At 70.3% G+C, this 16377-nt stretch carries 12 protein-coding genes; 5 read left to right on the top strand and 7 right to left on the bottom strand.

Going from position 1 to position 16377, the window contains the following annotated elements; translation table 11 throughout:
• Positions 1-291: 291 nt before the first annotated feature.
• Together ACFU97_RS09915 and ACFU97_RS09910 are read right to left on the bottom strand one after the other, a co-directional pair.
• Positions 292-2904 (bottom strand): ABC transporter permease/substrate binding protein, encoded by a 2613-nt coding sequence (locus tag ACFU97_RS09915; RefSeq protein ID WP_384253354.1) that lies wholly within the window; start codon positions 2902-2904, stop codon positions 292-294.
• A complete protein-coding gene (locus ACFU97_RS09910) occupies positions 2897-3949 on the bottom strand; it encodes a glycine betaine/L-proline ABC transporter ATP-binding protein (RefSeq protein WP_384253352.1) in 1053 nt (350 codons plus the stop codon). The genes ACFU97_RS09915 and ACFU97_RS09910 overlap by 8 nt, the downstream gene beginning before the upstream one ends.
• 192 nt (positions 3950-4141) lie before the next feature.
• Here ACFU97_RS09910 and ACFU97_RS09905 point away from each other — a divergent pair, with 192 nt between their 5' ends.
• Positions 4142-5071 (top strand): 5'-3' exonuclease H3TH domain-containing protein, encoded by a 930-nt coding sequence (locus ACFU97_RS09905; RefSeq protein ID WP_384253481.1) that lies wholly within the window; start codon positions 4142-4144, stop codon positions 5069-5071.
• Positions 5072-5172: 101 nt separating this feature from the next.
• Positions 5173-6021 (top strand): siderophore-interacting protein, encoded by an 849-nt coding sequence (locus ACFU97_RS09900; RefSeq protein WP_384253349.1) that lies wholly within the window; start codon positions 5173-5175, stop codon positions 6019-6021.
• A gap of 82 nt (positions 6022-6103) precedes the next feature.
• On the opposite strand, the gene ACFU97_RS09895 is transcribed toward ACFU97_RS09900, so the two are convergent.
• From ACFU97_RS09895 to ACFU97_RS09885, 3 genes are all read right to left on the bottom strand, one after another.
• Positions 6104-6880, bottom strand: a complete 777-nt coding sequence (locus ACFU97_RS09895) for an ABC transporter permease (protein ID WP_384253347.1) — start codon at positions 6878-6880, stop codon at positions 6104-6106.
• Entirely contained in the window at positions 6877-7893 is a 1017-nt protein-coding gene (locus ACFU97_RS09890) for an ATP-binding cassette domain-containing protein (protein WP_384253345.1), read from the bottom strand. Before ACFU97_RS09890 ends, ACFU97_RS09895 begins: the two co-directional genes overlap by 4 nt.
• A gap of 171 nt (positions 7894-8064) precedes the next feature.
• A complete protein-coding gene (locus ACFU97_RS09885) occupies positions 8065-8685 on the bottom strand; it encodes a PadR family transcriptional regulator (RefSeq protein WP_384253342.1) in 621 nt (206 codons plus the stop codon).
• 247 nt (positions 8686-8932) lie between these two features.
• On the opposite strand from ACFU97_RS09885, the gene ACFU97_RS09880 reads away from it, so the two are divergent.
• Complete coding sequence (locus tag ACFU97_RS09880; RefSeq protein ID WP_384253340.1) at positions 8933-10492, top strand: amino acid permease; 1560 nt, start codon at positions 8933-8935, stop codon at positions 10490-10492.
• An 870-nt stretch (positions 10493-11362) separates the two neighbouring features.
• On the opposite strand, the gene ACFU97_RS09875 is transcribed toward ACFU97_RS09880, so the two are convergent.
• Positions 11363-11944, bottom strand: coding sequence for a GNAT family N-acetyltransferase (locus tag ACFU97_RS09875; protein ID WP_384253337.1), 582 nt, complete (start codon positions 11942-11944; stop codon positions 11363-11365).
• Positions 11945-12012: 68 nt separating this feature from the next.
• Between ACFU97_RS09875 and ACFU97_RS09870 the strand changes: the two genes are divergently transcribed.
• Positions 12013-12966, top strand: a complete 954-nt coding sequence (locus ACFU97_RS09870) for an RluA family pseudouridine synthase (RefSeq protein WP_384253334.1) — start codon at positions 12013-12015, stop codon at positions 12964-12966.
• A 678-nt stretch (positions 12967-13644) separates the two neighbouring features.
• A complete protein-coding gene (locus tag ACFU97_RS09865; protein WP_384253331.1) occupies positions 13645-14655 on the top strand; it encodes a hypothetical protein in 1011 nt (336 codons plus the stop codon).
• Between the two features lie 57 nt (positions 14656-14712).
• On the opposite strand, the gene ACFU97_RS09860 is transcribed toward ACFU97_RS09865, so the two are convergent.
• Positions 14713-16182 carry a cytochrome P450 gene (locus tag ACFU97_RS09860; RefSeq protein ID WP_384253329.1) on the bottom strand — a complete coding sequence of 490 codons (1470 nt, stop codon included), beginning with the start codon at positions 16180-16182 and terminating at the stop codon, positions 14713-14715.
• Positions 16183-16377: the final 195 nt, after the last annotated feature.

The following is a 16377-nucleotide window of genomic DNA, read 5'->3' as shown; positions in this document are numbered from 1 at the left end:
TGTTCCCGGCGGCCGCCCCGCCCCGGGGCCTGCGATCAGGCCCGTGATCAGGGATTGCGCGACGAAGGGTGAAGTCCCCTGCCGCGGACGGGAGTTGGCGCCGCACCGCGGTCGGCCGGTCGGCGGCCGTCCGGTTGGGCGGCGGGGACGGACGGCGGGAAACACGTCCGGGGCGCCTTCGGCACCGCGCCGCGGGGGCACGGAGCCGTCGGCGCCCCGGACAGGTGGGCGGTGAGGCTCGGGTGAAGAGGTAGCGCTATGTGGTTGGCCGGATCCTTTTCGTACCCGGGGTCACTGCGGTGTCATCCGGCCGACCACGTCGGGGTGCTGCTTGGCCCAGGCGGCGACCGCCTGCTCCTCATGCCCCTGGCCCTGCCGGTTGATCTCGCTCTCCAGGCTGCCGAGCTCGCTCTCGCTCATGTGGAAACCCTTGATCCACTTGGTGAGCTGCGGGTACTGCCCGGTGAACTTCTCGTTGGTGATGGTGCGGATCGTGTTGCCCTCGCCGAAGAGCTTCTTGTCGTCCTTCAGCTTGGTGAGGTCGTAGCGGCTGTAGGCCCAGTGCGGCGACCACAGGACGACGGCCACGGGCTTCTTCTGGGCGTAGGCGCGCTTGAGCTCGGCCAGCATCGCCGGCGTGGAGCCGTCGACGACCTTGTACTCCTTGTCCAGGCCGTAGCCCGGCAGGACCTTCGTCTTCAGGAGGTTCATCTCGCCGGTGCCCGGCTCGATGCCGATGATCTTCCCGTCGAAGGTGGACGCCTTGCCCTTGAGGTCCTCGAGCGTCTTGACGCCCTTCACGTACGAGGGCACGGCGACTTCCAGCGAGGTCGGCCGATACCAGGTGCCCAGGTCCTTCAGGCTGTCCTTGCTCTTGTCCCAGTAGTTCTTCTGGGCATACGGCAGCCAGGCGTCGAAGTTGACGTCCAGGTCGCCGGAGGCGAGGCCGGTGTAGACCGGGCCGACGTCCATCTGCTTGAGGTTCAGCTTGTAGCCGCGCCGCTCCAGGACGTTCTTCCACAGATAGGTGACGGCGACGTCCTCGTCCCAGGGGAACCAGGCCACGTTCACCGGCCGCTTGGCCTCGGCCGGGGTCGCGCCGCCGCCGGCGACCGGGGCCAGCTTGTCGACGATCCCGGGGTTGTCCTTCAGCCAGGCGCGCACGGCGTCCTGCTGCTTGCCCTTGCCCGCCTTGTTGATCTCGGCCTCGAGGCTGGTGAGCTGCTTCTCGCTCATCCTGAAGTTCTTCAGCCACTTGCCGACGACGGGGTTGTCGTCCGCGAAGCCCTTGCGGGACAGCGTGTGCACGCCGTCGCCCTTGCCCCAGGCGCCCTTGGGGTCCTTGAGCTTCTTCAGCTTGTAGTCGTTGTACGCCCAGTGCGGCGACCACAGCGTGGTGACGATCGGCTCCTGCTTGCTGTACGCGCGCTTGAGCTCGGCCAGCATGGCGGGCGTGGAGCTGTCGACGACCTTGTACTCCTTGTCCAGGCCGTAGTCCTTGAGCACCTTGCTCTTGAGCAGGGCCATCTCGCCGGCGCTCGACTCGATGCCGGTGATCTTGCCGCCGAAGGTGGACGCCTTGCCCTTGAGGTCCGCCAGGGAGTTGACGTCCTTCATGTACGCGGGGACCGTCAGCTCCAGCGAGGTCCGCCCGTACCAGGAGCCCAGGTCGTCGAGCTTGCTCCCGTACTTCTTCCAGTACTGCGCGTGCGTGGTCGGCAGCCAGGAGTCCGTCTCGAAGTCCACGTTGCCCTGGGCGAGGGAGGTGTAGAGCGGGCCGGCGTCGAACTGCTTGACGTCGACCTGGTAGCCGCGCTGCTCCAGGATCTCCTTCCAGAGGAAGGTGGAGGCGACGCCCTCGTCCCAGGGGATGTAGCCGATGGTCATCTTCTTGCCCTGGCCGACGTTCTTGCCGTCGGCGACGGCGGACCCGTCCGAGCTGCCGCCGAAGAAGCCCATGCCGCCCGCGACGAGCGCGAGGACCACGACGCCGACCACGGCGATCTGCGGGCTGGGCCGGTAGGACCACAGCTTCAGGCCCTGCGCGGCACGCGCCTTGGCGGCGGCGCGGCGGCCGAGCGGCGAGACGTGGGTACCCAGGGCGCCGGTCATGCGGTCCAGGTAGATCGCCAGGATCACGATGGCGACACCGGCCTCGGAGCCGAGGCCGACGTTGAGCTGGCCGATGGCCTCGTTGACGTCGCCACCGAGGCCGCCGGTGCCGACCATGCCGGCGATCGCGGCCATGGACAGGCCGAGCATGATGACCTGGTTGACGCCGGCCATGACGGTCGGCAGCGCGAGCGGCAGCTGCACGCGCAGCAGGGTGTCGCGCGGCGTGGTGCCGAACGCCTCGGCGGCCTCCACCAGTTCCTTGTCGACCTGGCGGATGCCCAGCTCGGTCATGCGCACGCCGGGGGCGAGCGCGAAGATCAGGGTGGCGACGATGCCCGCGGAGGCGCCGGTGCCGAAGAACAGGATCGCCGGGATGAGGTAGATCATCGCGGGCAGCGTCTGCATGAAGTCCAGGACCGGGCGGACGATGCCGCTGACCCGGGTGGAGCGCGCGGCCCAGATGCCCACCGGTACCGAGATCACCAGCGCGATGATCGTGGCGACCAGGACGAGCGACAGCGTCACCATCGCGTCGCCCCACAGTTCGAGGGAGTCGATGAAGGCGAAGCCCACGAAGGTCAGGACGCCGGCGAACGTGCCGCGCAGCCAGAAGGCCAGCACGGCCAAGATGCCCGCGAGCAGCAGGGGTTCGGGCGCCTGGAGGACCGCGTTGATGCCGTCGTAGGTGCCCGTGAAGACGGTCTTGAAGAAGTCGAACAGCCAGGCCGCGTGGTTCAGCAGCCAGTCGACCATGCTGTTGACCCAGTTGCCGAGGGGGATTCTAGGCACGGGCCACCGCCTTCTCGTCGCCGATGAAGCCGACCAGGCGCTGCCTCGGGACCACTCCGACGAGCTTCTTCTTGTCGTCGAGGACGGCCACCGGGTGCGACAACCGGGCGCTCATCGCGCACAGTTCGGTGAACGGCGTGTCGGGCGTCGCGGTCTGGCAGTCGCTCTCGCAGCCGCAGTCGGCCTCGTCGCCGCGCACGTCCCGGTCCATCACGGCGGACGCGGTCAGCACGCGGGAGCGGTCGACGTCCTGGATGAAGGACTCGACGTAGTCGTTCGCGGGCCGCAGCAGGATGTCCTCGGCCGAGCCGGTCTGGACGATCCGGCCGTCGCGCATGACGGCGATGCGGTCGCCCAGGCGCATGGCCTCGTTGAGGTCGTGGGTGATGAAGACGATCGTCTTCTTCAGGGTCTGCTGCAGCTGCAGGAGCTGGTCCTGCATGTCGCGCCGGATCAGCGGGTCGAGCGCGCTGAAGGACTCGTCCATCAGCAGCAGGTCGGCGTCGGTGGCGAGCGCGCGGGCGAGGCCGACGCGCTGCTGCATACCGCCGGAGAGCTCGTCGGGCCAGGACTTCTCCCAGCCGGCCAGACCGCACAGGGCCAGCGCCTCGCCGGCGCGCTTCTCGCGCTCGGCGCGGGGCACGCCCTGCACGGCCAGGCCGTAGGCCGCGTTCTCGAGCACGCTGCGGTGGGGGAACAGCGCGAAGTGCTGGAAGACCATGCTGATCTTGTGGGCACGGACCTCGCGCAGTTCACGGGCGCCGAGCCCGGTCAGGTCCTGGCCGTCGAAGCGCACACGTCCGTCGGTCGGCTCCAGCAGGCCGTTGAGCATGCGCAGCAGCGTGGACTTGCCGGATCCGGACAGGCCCATGACCACGAAGATCTGGCCCGGCTCCACGGTGAAGGAGGCATCGATCACGGCGGCGGTGGTGCCGTCGGCGCGCAGTTCCTCACGATCGGCCCCTTGGCGCAGCCGCTCGACCGCCTTGACTGGTTGTCTGCCGAACACCTTGTACAGGTGCTCGGCCTCAAGCCTGGATGACACGCGAACCTCTTGCCTCGACGACAGGGACACGGAGCGGCGGGCGGCAACCGGTTGAAGGTGCAACCGCATCACTCCGGGGCGGCGCCTGCCCCGAGTGGTCCAGTCCAAACGCACCAGTGGGGCAGTTCACATGGCTCTTACAACTGTCACGCCGGGCTCGTGACCGGGTGGCTGTCGGTGCCGTACGGCATGATGCGAGACGTGACCGGACGACTGATGCTCCTCGACACCGCCTCGCTCTACTTCCGCGCCTACTTCGGCGTCCCGGAGTCCGTGAAGGCCCCGGACGGCACGCCGGTGAACGCCGTGCGCGGGCTGCTGGAATTCATCGACCGCCTGGTCAAGGACCACCGGCCCGACCACCTGGTGGCCTGCATGGACGCCGACTGGCGCCCGCAGTGGCGGGTCGACCTGATCCCCTCCTACAAGGCGCACCGCGTCGCCGAGGAGCACGCGGCGGGACCGGACGAGGAGGAGGTGCCCGACACCCTCTCCCCGCAGGTCCCGGTCATCGAGGACGTCCTGGACGCGCTCGGCATCGCGCGTGTGGGCGTGGAGCCGTACGAGGCGGACGACGTGATCGGCACGTTCACCGCACGGGCGAAGGGCCCGGTCGACATCGTCACCGGCGACCGCGACCTGTACCAGCTGGTGGACGACGCGCGCGGGGTGCGGGTGCTCTATCCGCTCAAGGGCGTCGGCACGCTCCAGCTCACCGACGAGGCGTGGCTGCGCGAGAAGTATGGGGTGGACGGCAGCGGGTACGCGGATCTGGCACTGCTGCGCGGCGACCCGAGCGACGGTCTGCCGGGCGTGCCCGGCATCGGCGAGAAGACGGCGGCGAAGCTGCTCGCCGAGTTCGGGGACCTGGCCGGGATCATGGCCGCGGTCGACGACCCGAAGGCGAAGCTCACACCGTCGCAGCGCAAGCGGCTCGACGAGTCGCGACCCTACGTCGCGGTCGCACCGACGGTCGTCAAGGTCGCCGGCGACGTCCCGCTGCCGGAGGTCGACACGGCGCTGCCGCACGCCCCGCGCGACCGGGCGACGCTGGACGGGCTGGCGGCGCGGTGGGGTCTCGGCGGGTCGCTGCAGCGCCTGCTGACCACGCTCGGCGCGTAAACAATGTCCCCGTTCCCTGAATTGTCGGGGCGGATGACGTGCTGACGGCGGGAGAGGTGCTAACTTAGGTAAGCCTAAGCATGGGAATGTGGGAGGTCGCCATGGCAGAACGTCCGGCTCGCAGGCCGCGGAGGGCGCAGTATGCGCAGGTCGTCCGCACCGAGCGGCTGACCCCGCACATGCAGCGCGTGGTCCTCGGCGGCGAGGGGCTGGCCGGGTTCGCGGCCGACACCTGCACCGACCACTACGTGAAGCTCCTGTTCCCGCCGGCCGCGGGGGTGACCTACCCGGAGCCCTTCGACCTGGAGCGCATCCGCGAGGACCTGCCACGCGAGCAGTGGCCGGTCACGCGGACGTACACCGTGCGCGCCTGGGACGCGGAGTCCCGCGAGCTGACGCTGGACTTCGTCATCCACGGCGACGAGGGTCTGGCCGGCCCCTGGGCGGCCCGCGTCCAGCCGGGCGAGACCGTGCACTTCATGGGTCCCGGCGGCGCCTACGCCCCCGACCTGGACGCGGACTGGCATCTGCTGGTCGGCGACGAGAGCGCCCTGCCCGCCATCGCCCGCTCCCTGGAGTCGCTGCCCGACGGCGTGACGGCCCTTGCCTTCGTGGAGGTCTCCGGCCCCGAGGAGGAGCAGAAGATCGACTCCGGCGTGGAGGTCGTCTGGCTGCACCGCGGCGAGCGTCCGGTGGGCGAGCTGCTCAGCGAGACCGTTCGGGCCCTGACGTTCCCGGAGGGCCGGATGCACGCGTTCGTGCACGGCGAGGCGCACTTCGTGAAGGAGCTGCGCCGGCTGCTGCGCCTCGAACTGCAGATCCCGCGCGAGGATTTGTCGATCTCCGGCTACTGGCGGCTCGGCCACAACGAGGACGGCTGGCAGGCCTCCAAGCGGGAGTGGAACGCCCGTATCGAGCAGGAGCAGGAGAGTTCGGCGCCCGCGGCGTAGGGCGCCCGCGCGCCGTACGAAACGTCCCGAAGGGGCGGCACCTCACGGAGGTGCCGCCCCTTCGCCCTGTGCCGCCCCGTGCTCAGACCTTGCGCTGGTAGGACCGGAACGTGCGGATCGACAGCCACACCGCGGCCACCGCGAGCGCCAGGAGCGCCCCGCCCCGGCTGAACACGTCGCCCCAGTCCGGGTTCTCCGACAGGGCCGAACGGCCCGCCACCATCGCCCAGTTGAGCGGGTTGAAGTCGGCGATGTGCCGCATCCAGTCCGGCATCTGGGACGGCGCCATGAAGGCGCTCGACAGGAACGTCAGCGGCAGCAGCAGGAAGGTGTTGATGCCGATGATCGACTCCCGCTCCTGCACCAGCATGCCGAGCGCGTTGGACAGCGCCCCGAAGATCGTGCCGAGCAGCACGGAGGCGAGGACCAGCACCGCGATCCCGACGACGCCGCCCGGGTACTCCGCGCCGCCCGCGAACGCCAGCAGCACGATGACGACCGACTGGAAGGCGGTGATCAGGCCGTTGTTGACGACGTTGCCGTTCATCAGCGCGGCCCGGCTGACCGGCGTGGTCAGGAAGCGGTTGAGGGTGCCGCGCTGGATCTCCTCCAACGTGCCCATGCCCGCCCACATGTTGGAGCTGAGCGCGCTCATCACGACCACACCCGGGACCAGGTAGTCGAGATAGGTGGTGGTCCCGAATCCGCCCAGCTCGACGACCTTCTTGAAGAGGTTGCCGAACAGGAACAGCCAGATCACCGGCTGGATCAGCGTGATGATCGCGTACGCCGGCTGCCGGGTGAACACCATGAGCTGACGCTGGGTCATGTACCAGGTCTGGGAGACGGCCGTGCTCACTGGGCACCTCCGGCGAGGACGAGGTTGTCGGTGGCTTCGGCGTCCGCCTCGGAGTAGCGGCGGCCGGCGTAGCGGAGGTAGACGTCGTCGAGGGATGGCCGGGCGACGGTCGCGGCGGCGACCCCCACCCCGGCCCGCTCCAGGGCCCCGAGCAGCGCGGGCACGGCCGCGGCCCCGTCGTCGGCGCGGACGCTCACACGGCGCCCGTCGACCAGCACCTCGTGCAGGCCGGACAGCCGGCCGATGGCGCTCCTGAGCAGCGTGCGGCCGGCCTCGCCGACCACTTCCCGCAGCTCCAGATGGACGGCGTCGCCGCGCAGTTCGCCCTTCAGGGAGTCCGGGGTGCCCTCGACGACGACGCGGCCGCGGTCGACGATGGCGATGCGCTCGGCGAGCCGGTCGGCCTCGTCGAGATAGTGCGTGGTGAGCAGGATGGTCAGCCCTTCCTCGCCCGCCAGCCGGTCGATCTCGTCCCACATCGCGGTACGGGCCTCGGGGTCCAGACCGGTGGTGGGCTCGTCGAGGAAGAGCACCTCGGGCCGGTGCACCAGGCCCAGGGCGACATCCAGGCGGCGCCGCATCCCGCCGGAGTAGCCCTTGACCGGACGCTTCGCGGCGTCGGCGAGGCCGAAGCGGTCGAGCAGCTCGTCCACCCGCGCGCCGAGCGCCGCGCCCCTCAACCCGTAGAGCCTGCCTTGGAGTTGGAGGTTCTCGCGGCCCGTGGCGACCGGGTCGGCGCCGGAGCTCTGGGCGACCACGCCGATCGCGCGGCGCACCCGGTCGGGGTGGCGCAGCACGTCGTGCCCGGCGACGGTCGCCGTGCCCGAGTCGGGCCGGGCGAGCGTGGTGAGGATCTTGACGGTGGTCGACTTGCCTGCGCCGTTGGGCCCGAGCAGGCCGAAGACGGTGCCCGGTTCGACGGTGACGTCCATGCCACGCAGGGCGGTGACATCACCGGCGTAGGTCTTGATCAGCTGGCGCGCCTCCACTGCGGGCGCACGGGTAGTACTCATGACGACAGCTCTCCTGATGAGCGGATGAGAGCTGATCCGTCCGCGCCGGGAGCGCCGGGCTATCCTGGGTGTGCCGCACCTCGATCGCCCGGAGCCGCCGCACGGCGGATCCAGCTCGGGGTTCGCGACCCCGGCCACGCTGCTGCAACAGCCCGGCCGGGGTCCTTCTCGTTATCCGAACTCCGGTGGCAGCTCCCCCGTTTCGTGGAAGTGGCGCCACCCGTCGACGCCGGGCAGGGTGCCCTTCTCGATCTCCTCGAGGAAACCGCGGACCCACCGCGCCTGCGCCTCGACCATGTGCAACTGGTACTCGACCTCCACGAGGAAGAGCCGCGGCAGCGTCTCGCACAGCTTCTCCAGCGCCGCGCGCCCGCTCGCCACCTCCACCTCCAGGTTCTGCAGCCGCTCCTCGAGCAGCCGCACCACCTCGTCCGGAGGCAGGGCGCCGACCAGCGACAGCGCGGTCTCGAAGATCGGGAACTCCTTGGCGGGGACGGCCAGCAGATCGGACAGCCAGTCGGCCATCTCCTCCCGCCCCGCCTCGGTGAGCCCGTAGACCGTGCGCTCGGGGCGGTTGCCCTGCCGCTCGATGTCGGCGACCTCGACGAAGCCGTGCTTCTGGAGGTTCTGCACGACTGTGTAGAGCGAGCCGTAGTTGATCTTCGTGCTGACGTCCTTGCCCTGGCGGCGCAGCGTCTGCGCGATCTCGTACGGATGCATCGGCTTCTGCCAGAGCGTGACCATCACGGCCAGCGCCAGCGGGTTGCTGAGCTTGCGGCGCTTCATCGCCATGACCATCACCTCGTTCCCGAATATCCGTGGCAGAACATATCGCGACCGGCGAGCGCTCGTCAATACACACGATGTATCGCGTTTTCGGGTGCGGAGCAAGCGCCTTCGAGTGCAGAGCAAGCACGTGAGGACTTGGGCCCGCCGTGGACACGCCGGCGTGACGCGCAGGAAACAGCGCGTCCCTAATTTCTGTCGCCCGACAGGAATTCCGTGCCCACTGGAATCCGCGCCGAAGGCAGGTGCCACCGTGACGACAACCGCCCCCTCCGAGCTACGCCCCGATCCGGCCCGGCCGCCGAGCGACGGCTCGCTCGCCGAGTTCGGCTACCGCCAGGAGCTGCATCGCAGCCTGGGCCGCTACGCCTCCTTCGCGGCCGGGTTCTCCTTCATCTCCGTGCTGACGACGGTCTTCCAGTTCTTCGCCTTCGGGTACGCCTTCGGCGGCCCCGTCTTCTTCTGGACCTGGCCGGTGGTGCTGGTCGGGCAGCTGGCGGTCGCCGCCTGCTTCGCCGAACTGGCCGCCCGCTACCCGCTCTCGGGCGCCATCTACCAGTGGTCCTCGCGCCTGGCGGGCCGCACCTTCGGCTGGTTCGCGGGCTGGATCATGGTGATCGGGCAGATCGTGGTGGTCGCGGCGGCGGCGCTGGCGCTGCAGATGGTGCTGCCGGCGATCTGGCCGGGCTTCCAGCTGGTGGGCACCGACCCGGCGCCCACCTCGCCCGACGGCGCGGCGAACGCGGCGGTGCTGGGCGTGGTGCTGCTGGTGCTCACCACGCTGGTGAACATCCTGGACAACCGCGTGATGTCGGTGATCAACCGGGTCGGCGTCACCGCCGAGATCATCGGCGCGGTCCTGATCGTCGTGCTGCTGCTGACCCACTCACGGCGCTCCCCCGGCATCACCTTCCACACCCAGGGCGCCACGGGCTCGGGCCTGCTGGGGGCGCTGCTGGTGGGGTCGTTCACGGCGGCGTACGTGATGATCGGCTTCGACAGCGCGGGCGAGATGAGCGAGGAGACGCACCATCCGCGGCGCACCGCGCCCCGCACGATCCTCACCGCGCTGGGTGCGGCGGGGCTGCTCGGCGGCCTGGTGGTGCTCGGCGGTCTGCTCGCCGCGCCCAGTCTGACCGACGGGCATCTGGGCGTCGACGGCCTGAGCTACGTGCTGACCAGCAGCCTCGGCGATGGCGTCGGCAAGGTCCTGCTCGCGGACGTGGTGGTGGCGATCGCGGTGGCGACGCTGGCGATCCAGACGGCGGCCTGCCGGATGCTGTTCTCGATGGCCCGCGACGGCCAACTGCCCTTCTCCGCACGGCTCGCGCACGTCAACCCGCGCACCGGGATGCCGGGCGCCCCGGCCGTGGTCGTCGGCGTCCTCGCGGCGGCCCTGCTGCTGCTCAACTTCGCCTCCCCGGACGCCTTCCTGGCGATCGGCACCACCTGCATCGTGCTGCTGTACCTGGCGTACGCGATGGTCACCGGCCCGCTCCTGCTCCGGCGGCTGCGCGGAGCGTTCACGGTCGAGGGCACCGACGAGACCGGCGGCAGCCTCTTCTCCCTCGGCCGCTGGGGCGTCCCGGTCAACGCCTTCGCCCTCCTCTACGGCCTCGCCATGACCCTCAACCTGGCCTGGCCCCGCGCGGAGGTGTACGACCCGGCGGGCGGCCACTGGTACTTCCAGTGGTTCACGGTCCTGTTCCTCACGGCGACGCTGGCGCTCGGCGCCGGGTACCGGGCGTGGCGGCAGCGAGGGGTGGATCGAAGTGCCGTATCGGAGACGGAGGTTCAGGGGGCTGGGGTGTAGGTCGGGGGGCTGGATGGGCCGGGGATCCGGTCGGCCGGGGATTCGGTCGGCCGGGGATTCGATCGGCCGGGGTTTGGGTCGGCCGGGGATTCGGTCGGCCGGGGATTGGGCCTGACGCATTCGGGGGCGGGGTTTGGGCCTGACGCAGTCGGGGCCGGGGCCGGGTCGGCCGGGCCCGAGCCTGCCCGGGCTCTGGGTCGGACGGGGGCCGGTTCGGCCGGTGTCCGAGTGGGCCGAGGTCCGGGCCTGCCGGGTCCGGATGAGGCGAGGTCTGCGTCGGCCGGAGTCCGGGCCTGCGGGGTCCAGGTCGGCCGGAGTCCGGGCCTGCGGGGTCTAGGTCAGCCGAAGTCCGGGTCAGCCCGGGGCAGGGCCGCCAACGTCTGAGGCGGCTGAGGTCCAGGTCGACCGGGGCCTCCTTGGGCCAGGCCCCCGGGTCGGCCGGAGTCGGGTCGGCCAGAGGCCGGTTGGGCCGGGAGCCGGATGGGCCGGGAGCCGGATGGGCCAGGGCCCGGCTCGCCGGGTCTGGATCAGGCGAGATCTGCGTAGGCCAGAGTCCGGGCACCGGGCTAGGTCTGCCGGAGTCCGGGGCTGCCACAGTCCTGGGCTGCCGGAGTCCGGGTCTGCCGGAGTCCGGGTCTGCCGGAGTCCGGGTCTGCCGGAGTCCGGGTCTGCCGGAGTCCGGGTCTGCCGGAATCTGAGGCGGACGGAATCTGAGGCGGACGGAATCTGAGGCGGACGGAATCTGAGGCGGTCGGGTCCAGGGCGGCCAGGGTCTAGGTCGACCGGACCCAGTGGGGCGGAGCCCAGTGGACCAGGTCCCGGGGCGGCCGGAGTCCGAGTCGTCTGGAGTGCGGGTCGGCCGGGGCCGGGTCAGGCGTCGTGGACGCGGGCGTGGAGGTGCATGTCGTGCCAGCCGTCGGGGTGGAGGAAGGCGCTGCGCTTCACGCCCTCCAGGACGAAGCCCGCCTTCGCGGCGACACGGCAGGAGGCCTCGTTGACGCCCGCGTGCAGCAGCTCCAGGCGGTGGAAGCCGATCTCCTCGAAGGCCCAGCGGGTGACCGCGGCCGTGGCGCGGACGGCCACGCCACGGCCGCGGGCCGCCGCCGTGGTCCAGTACCCGATCTTCGCCAGCCCGTCGGCGAGCACGATGTCGCGCAGCGCCACCCGCCCCAGCAACTGATCGCTCTGCGCGTCGGCCACGGCCCACTGCGCGATCCGCTCCCCCTCCCACTCCGTGAGCCACCCCTCGATCCAGCCGGCGGCCTCGGCCCGCGAGCCGCTGGTCATGAGGTGCCACTGGTGCATCAGCGGGTCCTGGAACGCCTCGTGCACGGCCGGGGCGTCCTCGATCCGCCAGGGGCGCAGCACCAGCCCGCCCTCGGCGGCCAGCACCGGCTGCGGTGAACGGCTAAGGGTTCCGGGCGGCAGGACGGCGCTGGTGGCGTACGGCATGGTCCGCATCCTGCACGCGGGGCGCGGCCTGGACCAACGGGTTTTCCGGCGCCGTAGTCTTGATCGTGATGAGACGAAGGCCGCACGCTCCGCCCTCTCCCCTGCCGCAGCGGCTGGGGATCGATCCGGTGCGGGTGCGCCTGCCCCTCGACGGGTCGTGGGCCACCGCGCGGGAGTACCTGGTCGAGCGGCTGAGCGGCGCGGGCGCCGGCGTCGTCGACGGGATGCTGGCCGCGGGGAAGATCGTCGGGGCCGACGGGCGGGCCGTGGCGCCCGACACGGCGTACGAGCCCGGCATGTTCGTGTGGTTCCACCGGGAGCTGCCCGCCGAGGTGCCGGTGCCGTTCCCGCTGGAGGTCGTGCATCGCGACGAGCACATCGTCGTCGTGGACAAGCCGCACTTCCTCGCCACCACCCCGCGCGGCAGCCATGTCACCGAGAGCGCGCTCGCGCTGCTGCGCCGGGAGCTGGACATCCCGGCCCTGGGCGCGGCCCACCGGCTGGACCGGCTCACCGCCGGACTGGTGCTGTTCACGGTGCGCCCGGAGGAGCGCGGCGCGTACCAGTCCCTCTTCCGCGACAAGCGGGTCCGCAAGGAGTACGAGGCGGTGGCGCCGTACGATCCCGGTCTCGTCCTGCCCCGGACCGTGCGCAGCCGCATCGTGAAGGAGCGCGGGGTGCTCGCCGCGTACGAGGTGGAGGGCGAGCCGAACGCCGTCAGCCGGATCGAGCTGACGGAGCATCGGGACGGGGGCCCCGCGCGCTACCGCCTGATCCCCAGCACGGGGCAGACGCATCAACTGCGCGTCCACATGAACGCACTCGGCGTCCCCATCCTCGGCGACCCCCTCTACCCCGTGGTGGCGGCCCCGGTCCCACCCGGCGACTTCCGCCGCCCCCTCCAACTACTGTCCCGTTCCCTGACCTTCACCGACCCGGTCACGGGGGTGGAACACCGCTTCCGGAGCGGGCGGTTGTTGGGGGCGTGGGGGGATTACGAGAGCTGGGCGGCCGGTCGCTGACCCGTGGACGCCGGCACTCCGTTCTCCGAAGGTGACAAGTGTCGCGCGTTTCACATCAGTTCACTCGTACAGCGATGAACGAATCAGAACCAACACTTTCGGATCGATGCCACACATGACAACATTTCAACCAAGTGCGCCCCTCGTGTGCCGTCATACGCTCCTCTTACGCTCCTTCACGAGCACCGGTGACGCACGCACGCTGGGAGTACAGCCAGAAGTAGGACGTTCTTGCGGAGGCTCGAGTCATGGCATCAAGTCGCGTTGAGTTCGCGGTAGCAACCCCGGACATACCGGCTTGGGAGGGCTCAGCGCGAGAGGCTGGGGAGCGTCTGCCGGGCGCACGCGGAATTCAGGAACTGCCGCGCCGATCACACCACTTATGCAGCGTGACACCGGACAAGGCCGAATTACTCGCCGGATATGCGGGCCGGGGTCGTATTCCGAGGTAACACCGGAAATTCCCATTGAGACCGCCGTCATGGCTGCTCGGAACAGCGGATAAGACCCGGTGCCCACTCTCGCGGCTCATGGCCCGTGCCGTCCGCGGCCGCATTTCCATGATTCCGCGCAATGCGGCGCCCGGCACGCAGTTGGCAAGGCCCCGTTCGACCGGTTCCGTCAGCAGGCCCAGTTCGTGCGGTGCAGAAGGACACCGTCACCACACAGGAGGAAACCGTGTTGGACACCTTCCAACTACCCGCGTTCTACATGCCGTTCAAGGCCACGGTGAACCCGCATCTGGAGTACGTCCGGCCCCGTGTGCGGGCCTGGGCCTGGTCGTTGGGCCTGCTCGAACCCCAGCACACCGATTCCCATCACGGCGGATGGAGCGCCGAGGTCTTCGACCGTGCGGACTTCACCCTGTTCACCGCGCTGACCTACCCGCATGCCTCCGCACGGGAATTGGAGCTGCTGTCCAGCTGGCACAGCGTCATCTGGTGCCTGGACGACGTCTTCCTTCCCTGGTGCGAAGCTCTCGGCAGCCGTGATCGCATTCTGGATCGCATCGAGCGCCTGATGAGCTTCCTGCCGGTCACGGCCTACGGCTCGGGCCCGGCTCCGCAACACCCGCTGGAAGCGGCCCTGTTAAACCTGTGGCAGCGCACGGCGCCCGAAGCCTCGCGCTCATGGCGGGTTCTGTACACCAGGTCCGTACGCCAGTTCCTGGACGCGTCGTTGTGGGAGGCGGACAACCTCACGCGCGGGCGGTACCCCGATCTCGTCGAACAGATGGAGATGCGCCGCGACTTCGGGGCGGCAGGGTGCAGCGCCCTGCTGATGGAGCACTCGCTGGGCTGGGAGATAACCGACGAGATACGCGCGACCCGCCCGTTCAGGGTGCTGATCGACGCCTTCCGGGACACGGTCGACCTGCACAACGACATCGTGTCCTACCCCAAGGAGGTCCGCGAAGGCGCGGCCAGGAACAACATCGTGCAGGTGGCACAGGAGCTGTACGACATCCCGCTGCACGAGGCGGTGTCCGTCGTCGACCGCATCCTCACGGGGCGGGTCAGGACGCTCGCCGAGACGGTGCGGTCCGACCTCCCGCAGACCCTGCGCGACCTGCGCGCGGACCCGGACACCCAGCGTGCCGTGCTGAGGCACGCCCGGGCCATCCAGGGCTGGGCGGCGGGCTCCTACCACTGGCACCAGGACACCGAGCGCTACCGGTCAGCCGCCTGACTCCGGCGCCCGCCGCAACGGACCGCGCGGGCACCGGAGTTCACGCAGCCGCGTCGGTCAGTAGCCGCGCCACCAGCGCAGCAGACGGCGCCAAGCGCCCATCGGGCGGACAGGCTCGGGTACCGGCGGAGCCTGCTGGGGCGGCGCCGGCTGGGGCGCGGGGGCGGCGGCCGGTTCGGGCTGCGGGGTGCCGACCTGCCAGTCGGTGCGCTGCGCCGGGACCGAGGCGGGCCGCGGCGTCACGTCCTGCTGGGGCCGCGGGTCGAAGCGGACCGGGAGTTCCACCAGGTGCCGATTAAGGATCGACGCCCGCCAGTGCAACTCGTCCTCGTCGCAGTCGAGCTGGATGTCGGGGAGACGGTTGAGCAGCGCGTCGACGCCGACGTCCGCGATGGCGCGCCCGATGTCCTGACCCGGGCACTCGTGCGGCCCACCGCTGAACGCGAGGTGGGAGCGGTTGCCCATCATGTTGGCCGACAGGTCGGGCCGGACACGCGGGTCGACGTTGCCCGGCGCGATGCCCAGCAGGAGACCGTCGCCCCTGCGGATGCGCTGGCCGCCCAGTTCCGTGTCCTGCTTGGCGACGTAGGCGAGCTGGGTGCTGAACGGCGGCTCGTCCCACAGGGACTGCTCGACCGCCTGGGGCACCGTCATCTGGCCGCCGTTGAGCTGGGCGCGGAAGCCGGGGTCCGTGAACACCAGCCGCAGCACGTTGGCGAGGAGATTGGCCGTGGCCTCGTACGCCGCCATCAGGACGACGCGCAGGTGCTGACCGACCTCCTCGTCGTTGAGCTGCGCCGAGTGGTTGATCAGGTGGCTGGTGAAGTCGTCCTCGGGTTCGGCACGGCGGCGGGCGGTGAGCCGCATGAGGACGTCCATGATGTACGCGTTGCTCGCGATCGACGTCTCGGTGCCCTTGAGCATGTCGCGGGCGGCGTGCACGATCCGGTCGTTGTACTCGTCGGGCATGCCGAGGATCTGGCACATCACCGCCATCGGCAGATGCTCGGCGAACTGGCTGACCAGGTCGGCCCTGCCCTCCTCGCAGAACTTGTTGACGAGGTGCTGGGTCGAGCGGTTGATGTGGCGGCGGATGCCGCGGTGGTTGATCGTCGACATGGCGCCCGTGACCGCGCCGCGCAGCCGCAGGTGCTCGTCTCCCTCGGCGTGGCAGCAGATGGGCTGCCAGGCGACGAGCGGCATGAGCGGGTGGTCCGGCTTGATCGTGCCGTCCTGGAGCGCCGTCCACTGCCGGGTGTCACGGCAGTACTGCGAGGGCGTGCTCACCATATGCAGATTCTCACTGTGCCCCAGCACCACCCAGATCGGCACGTCCTCGTGCAGCAGGGCCGGTGCCACGGGACCGTGCTCCTCGCGGAGCTTCTCGTAGACGGCTCCCAGGTTCTCCGCCTCGGGGCCGTACAGCCGGCGCAGCCCGCCGGGGCCGATGCCGTGTGCGGGGCAGCCGGGGGGCGGTCCGGCCAGGGGTTCGTCCGTACCGGTCGGGGAGAGGTGTTCAGGCGTCACGATGGTCGCTCCGAAGCTGAGTTCTGAAGGTGGGGTTCAGACGGGGGTGGGGAAGTTCGTACGCGGGGACCGAAAGCAGGTGCCGGTCACGGGGACCGGGTGAAACAGGTGAGGTCGCGAGGACCGGCCCGAAGCACGGAACCAGGCGAGGCAGGTGCGGTCGCGAGGACCGGCCCGAAGCACGGAACCAGGCGA

It is taken from the genome of Streptomyces sp. NPDC057616, assembly GCF_042800575.1.
Taxonomy (GTDB): domain Bacteria; phylum Actinomycetota; class Actinomycetes; order Streptomycetales; family Streptomycetaceae; genus Streptomyces.
This window is presented reverse-complemented; position numbering and strand designations above follow the sequence as displayed.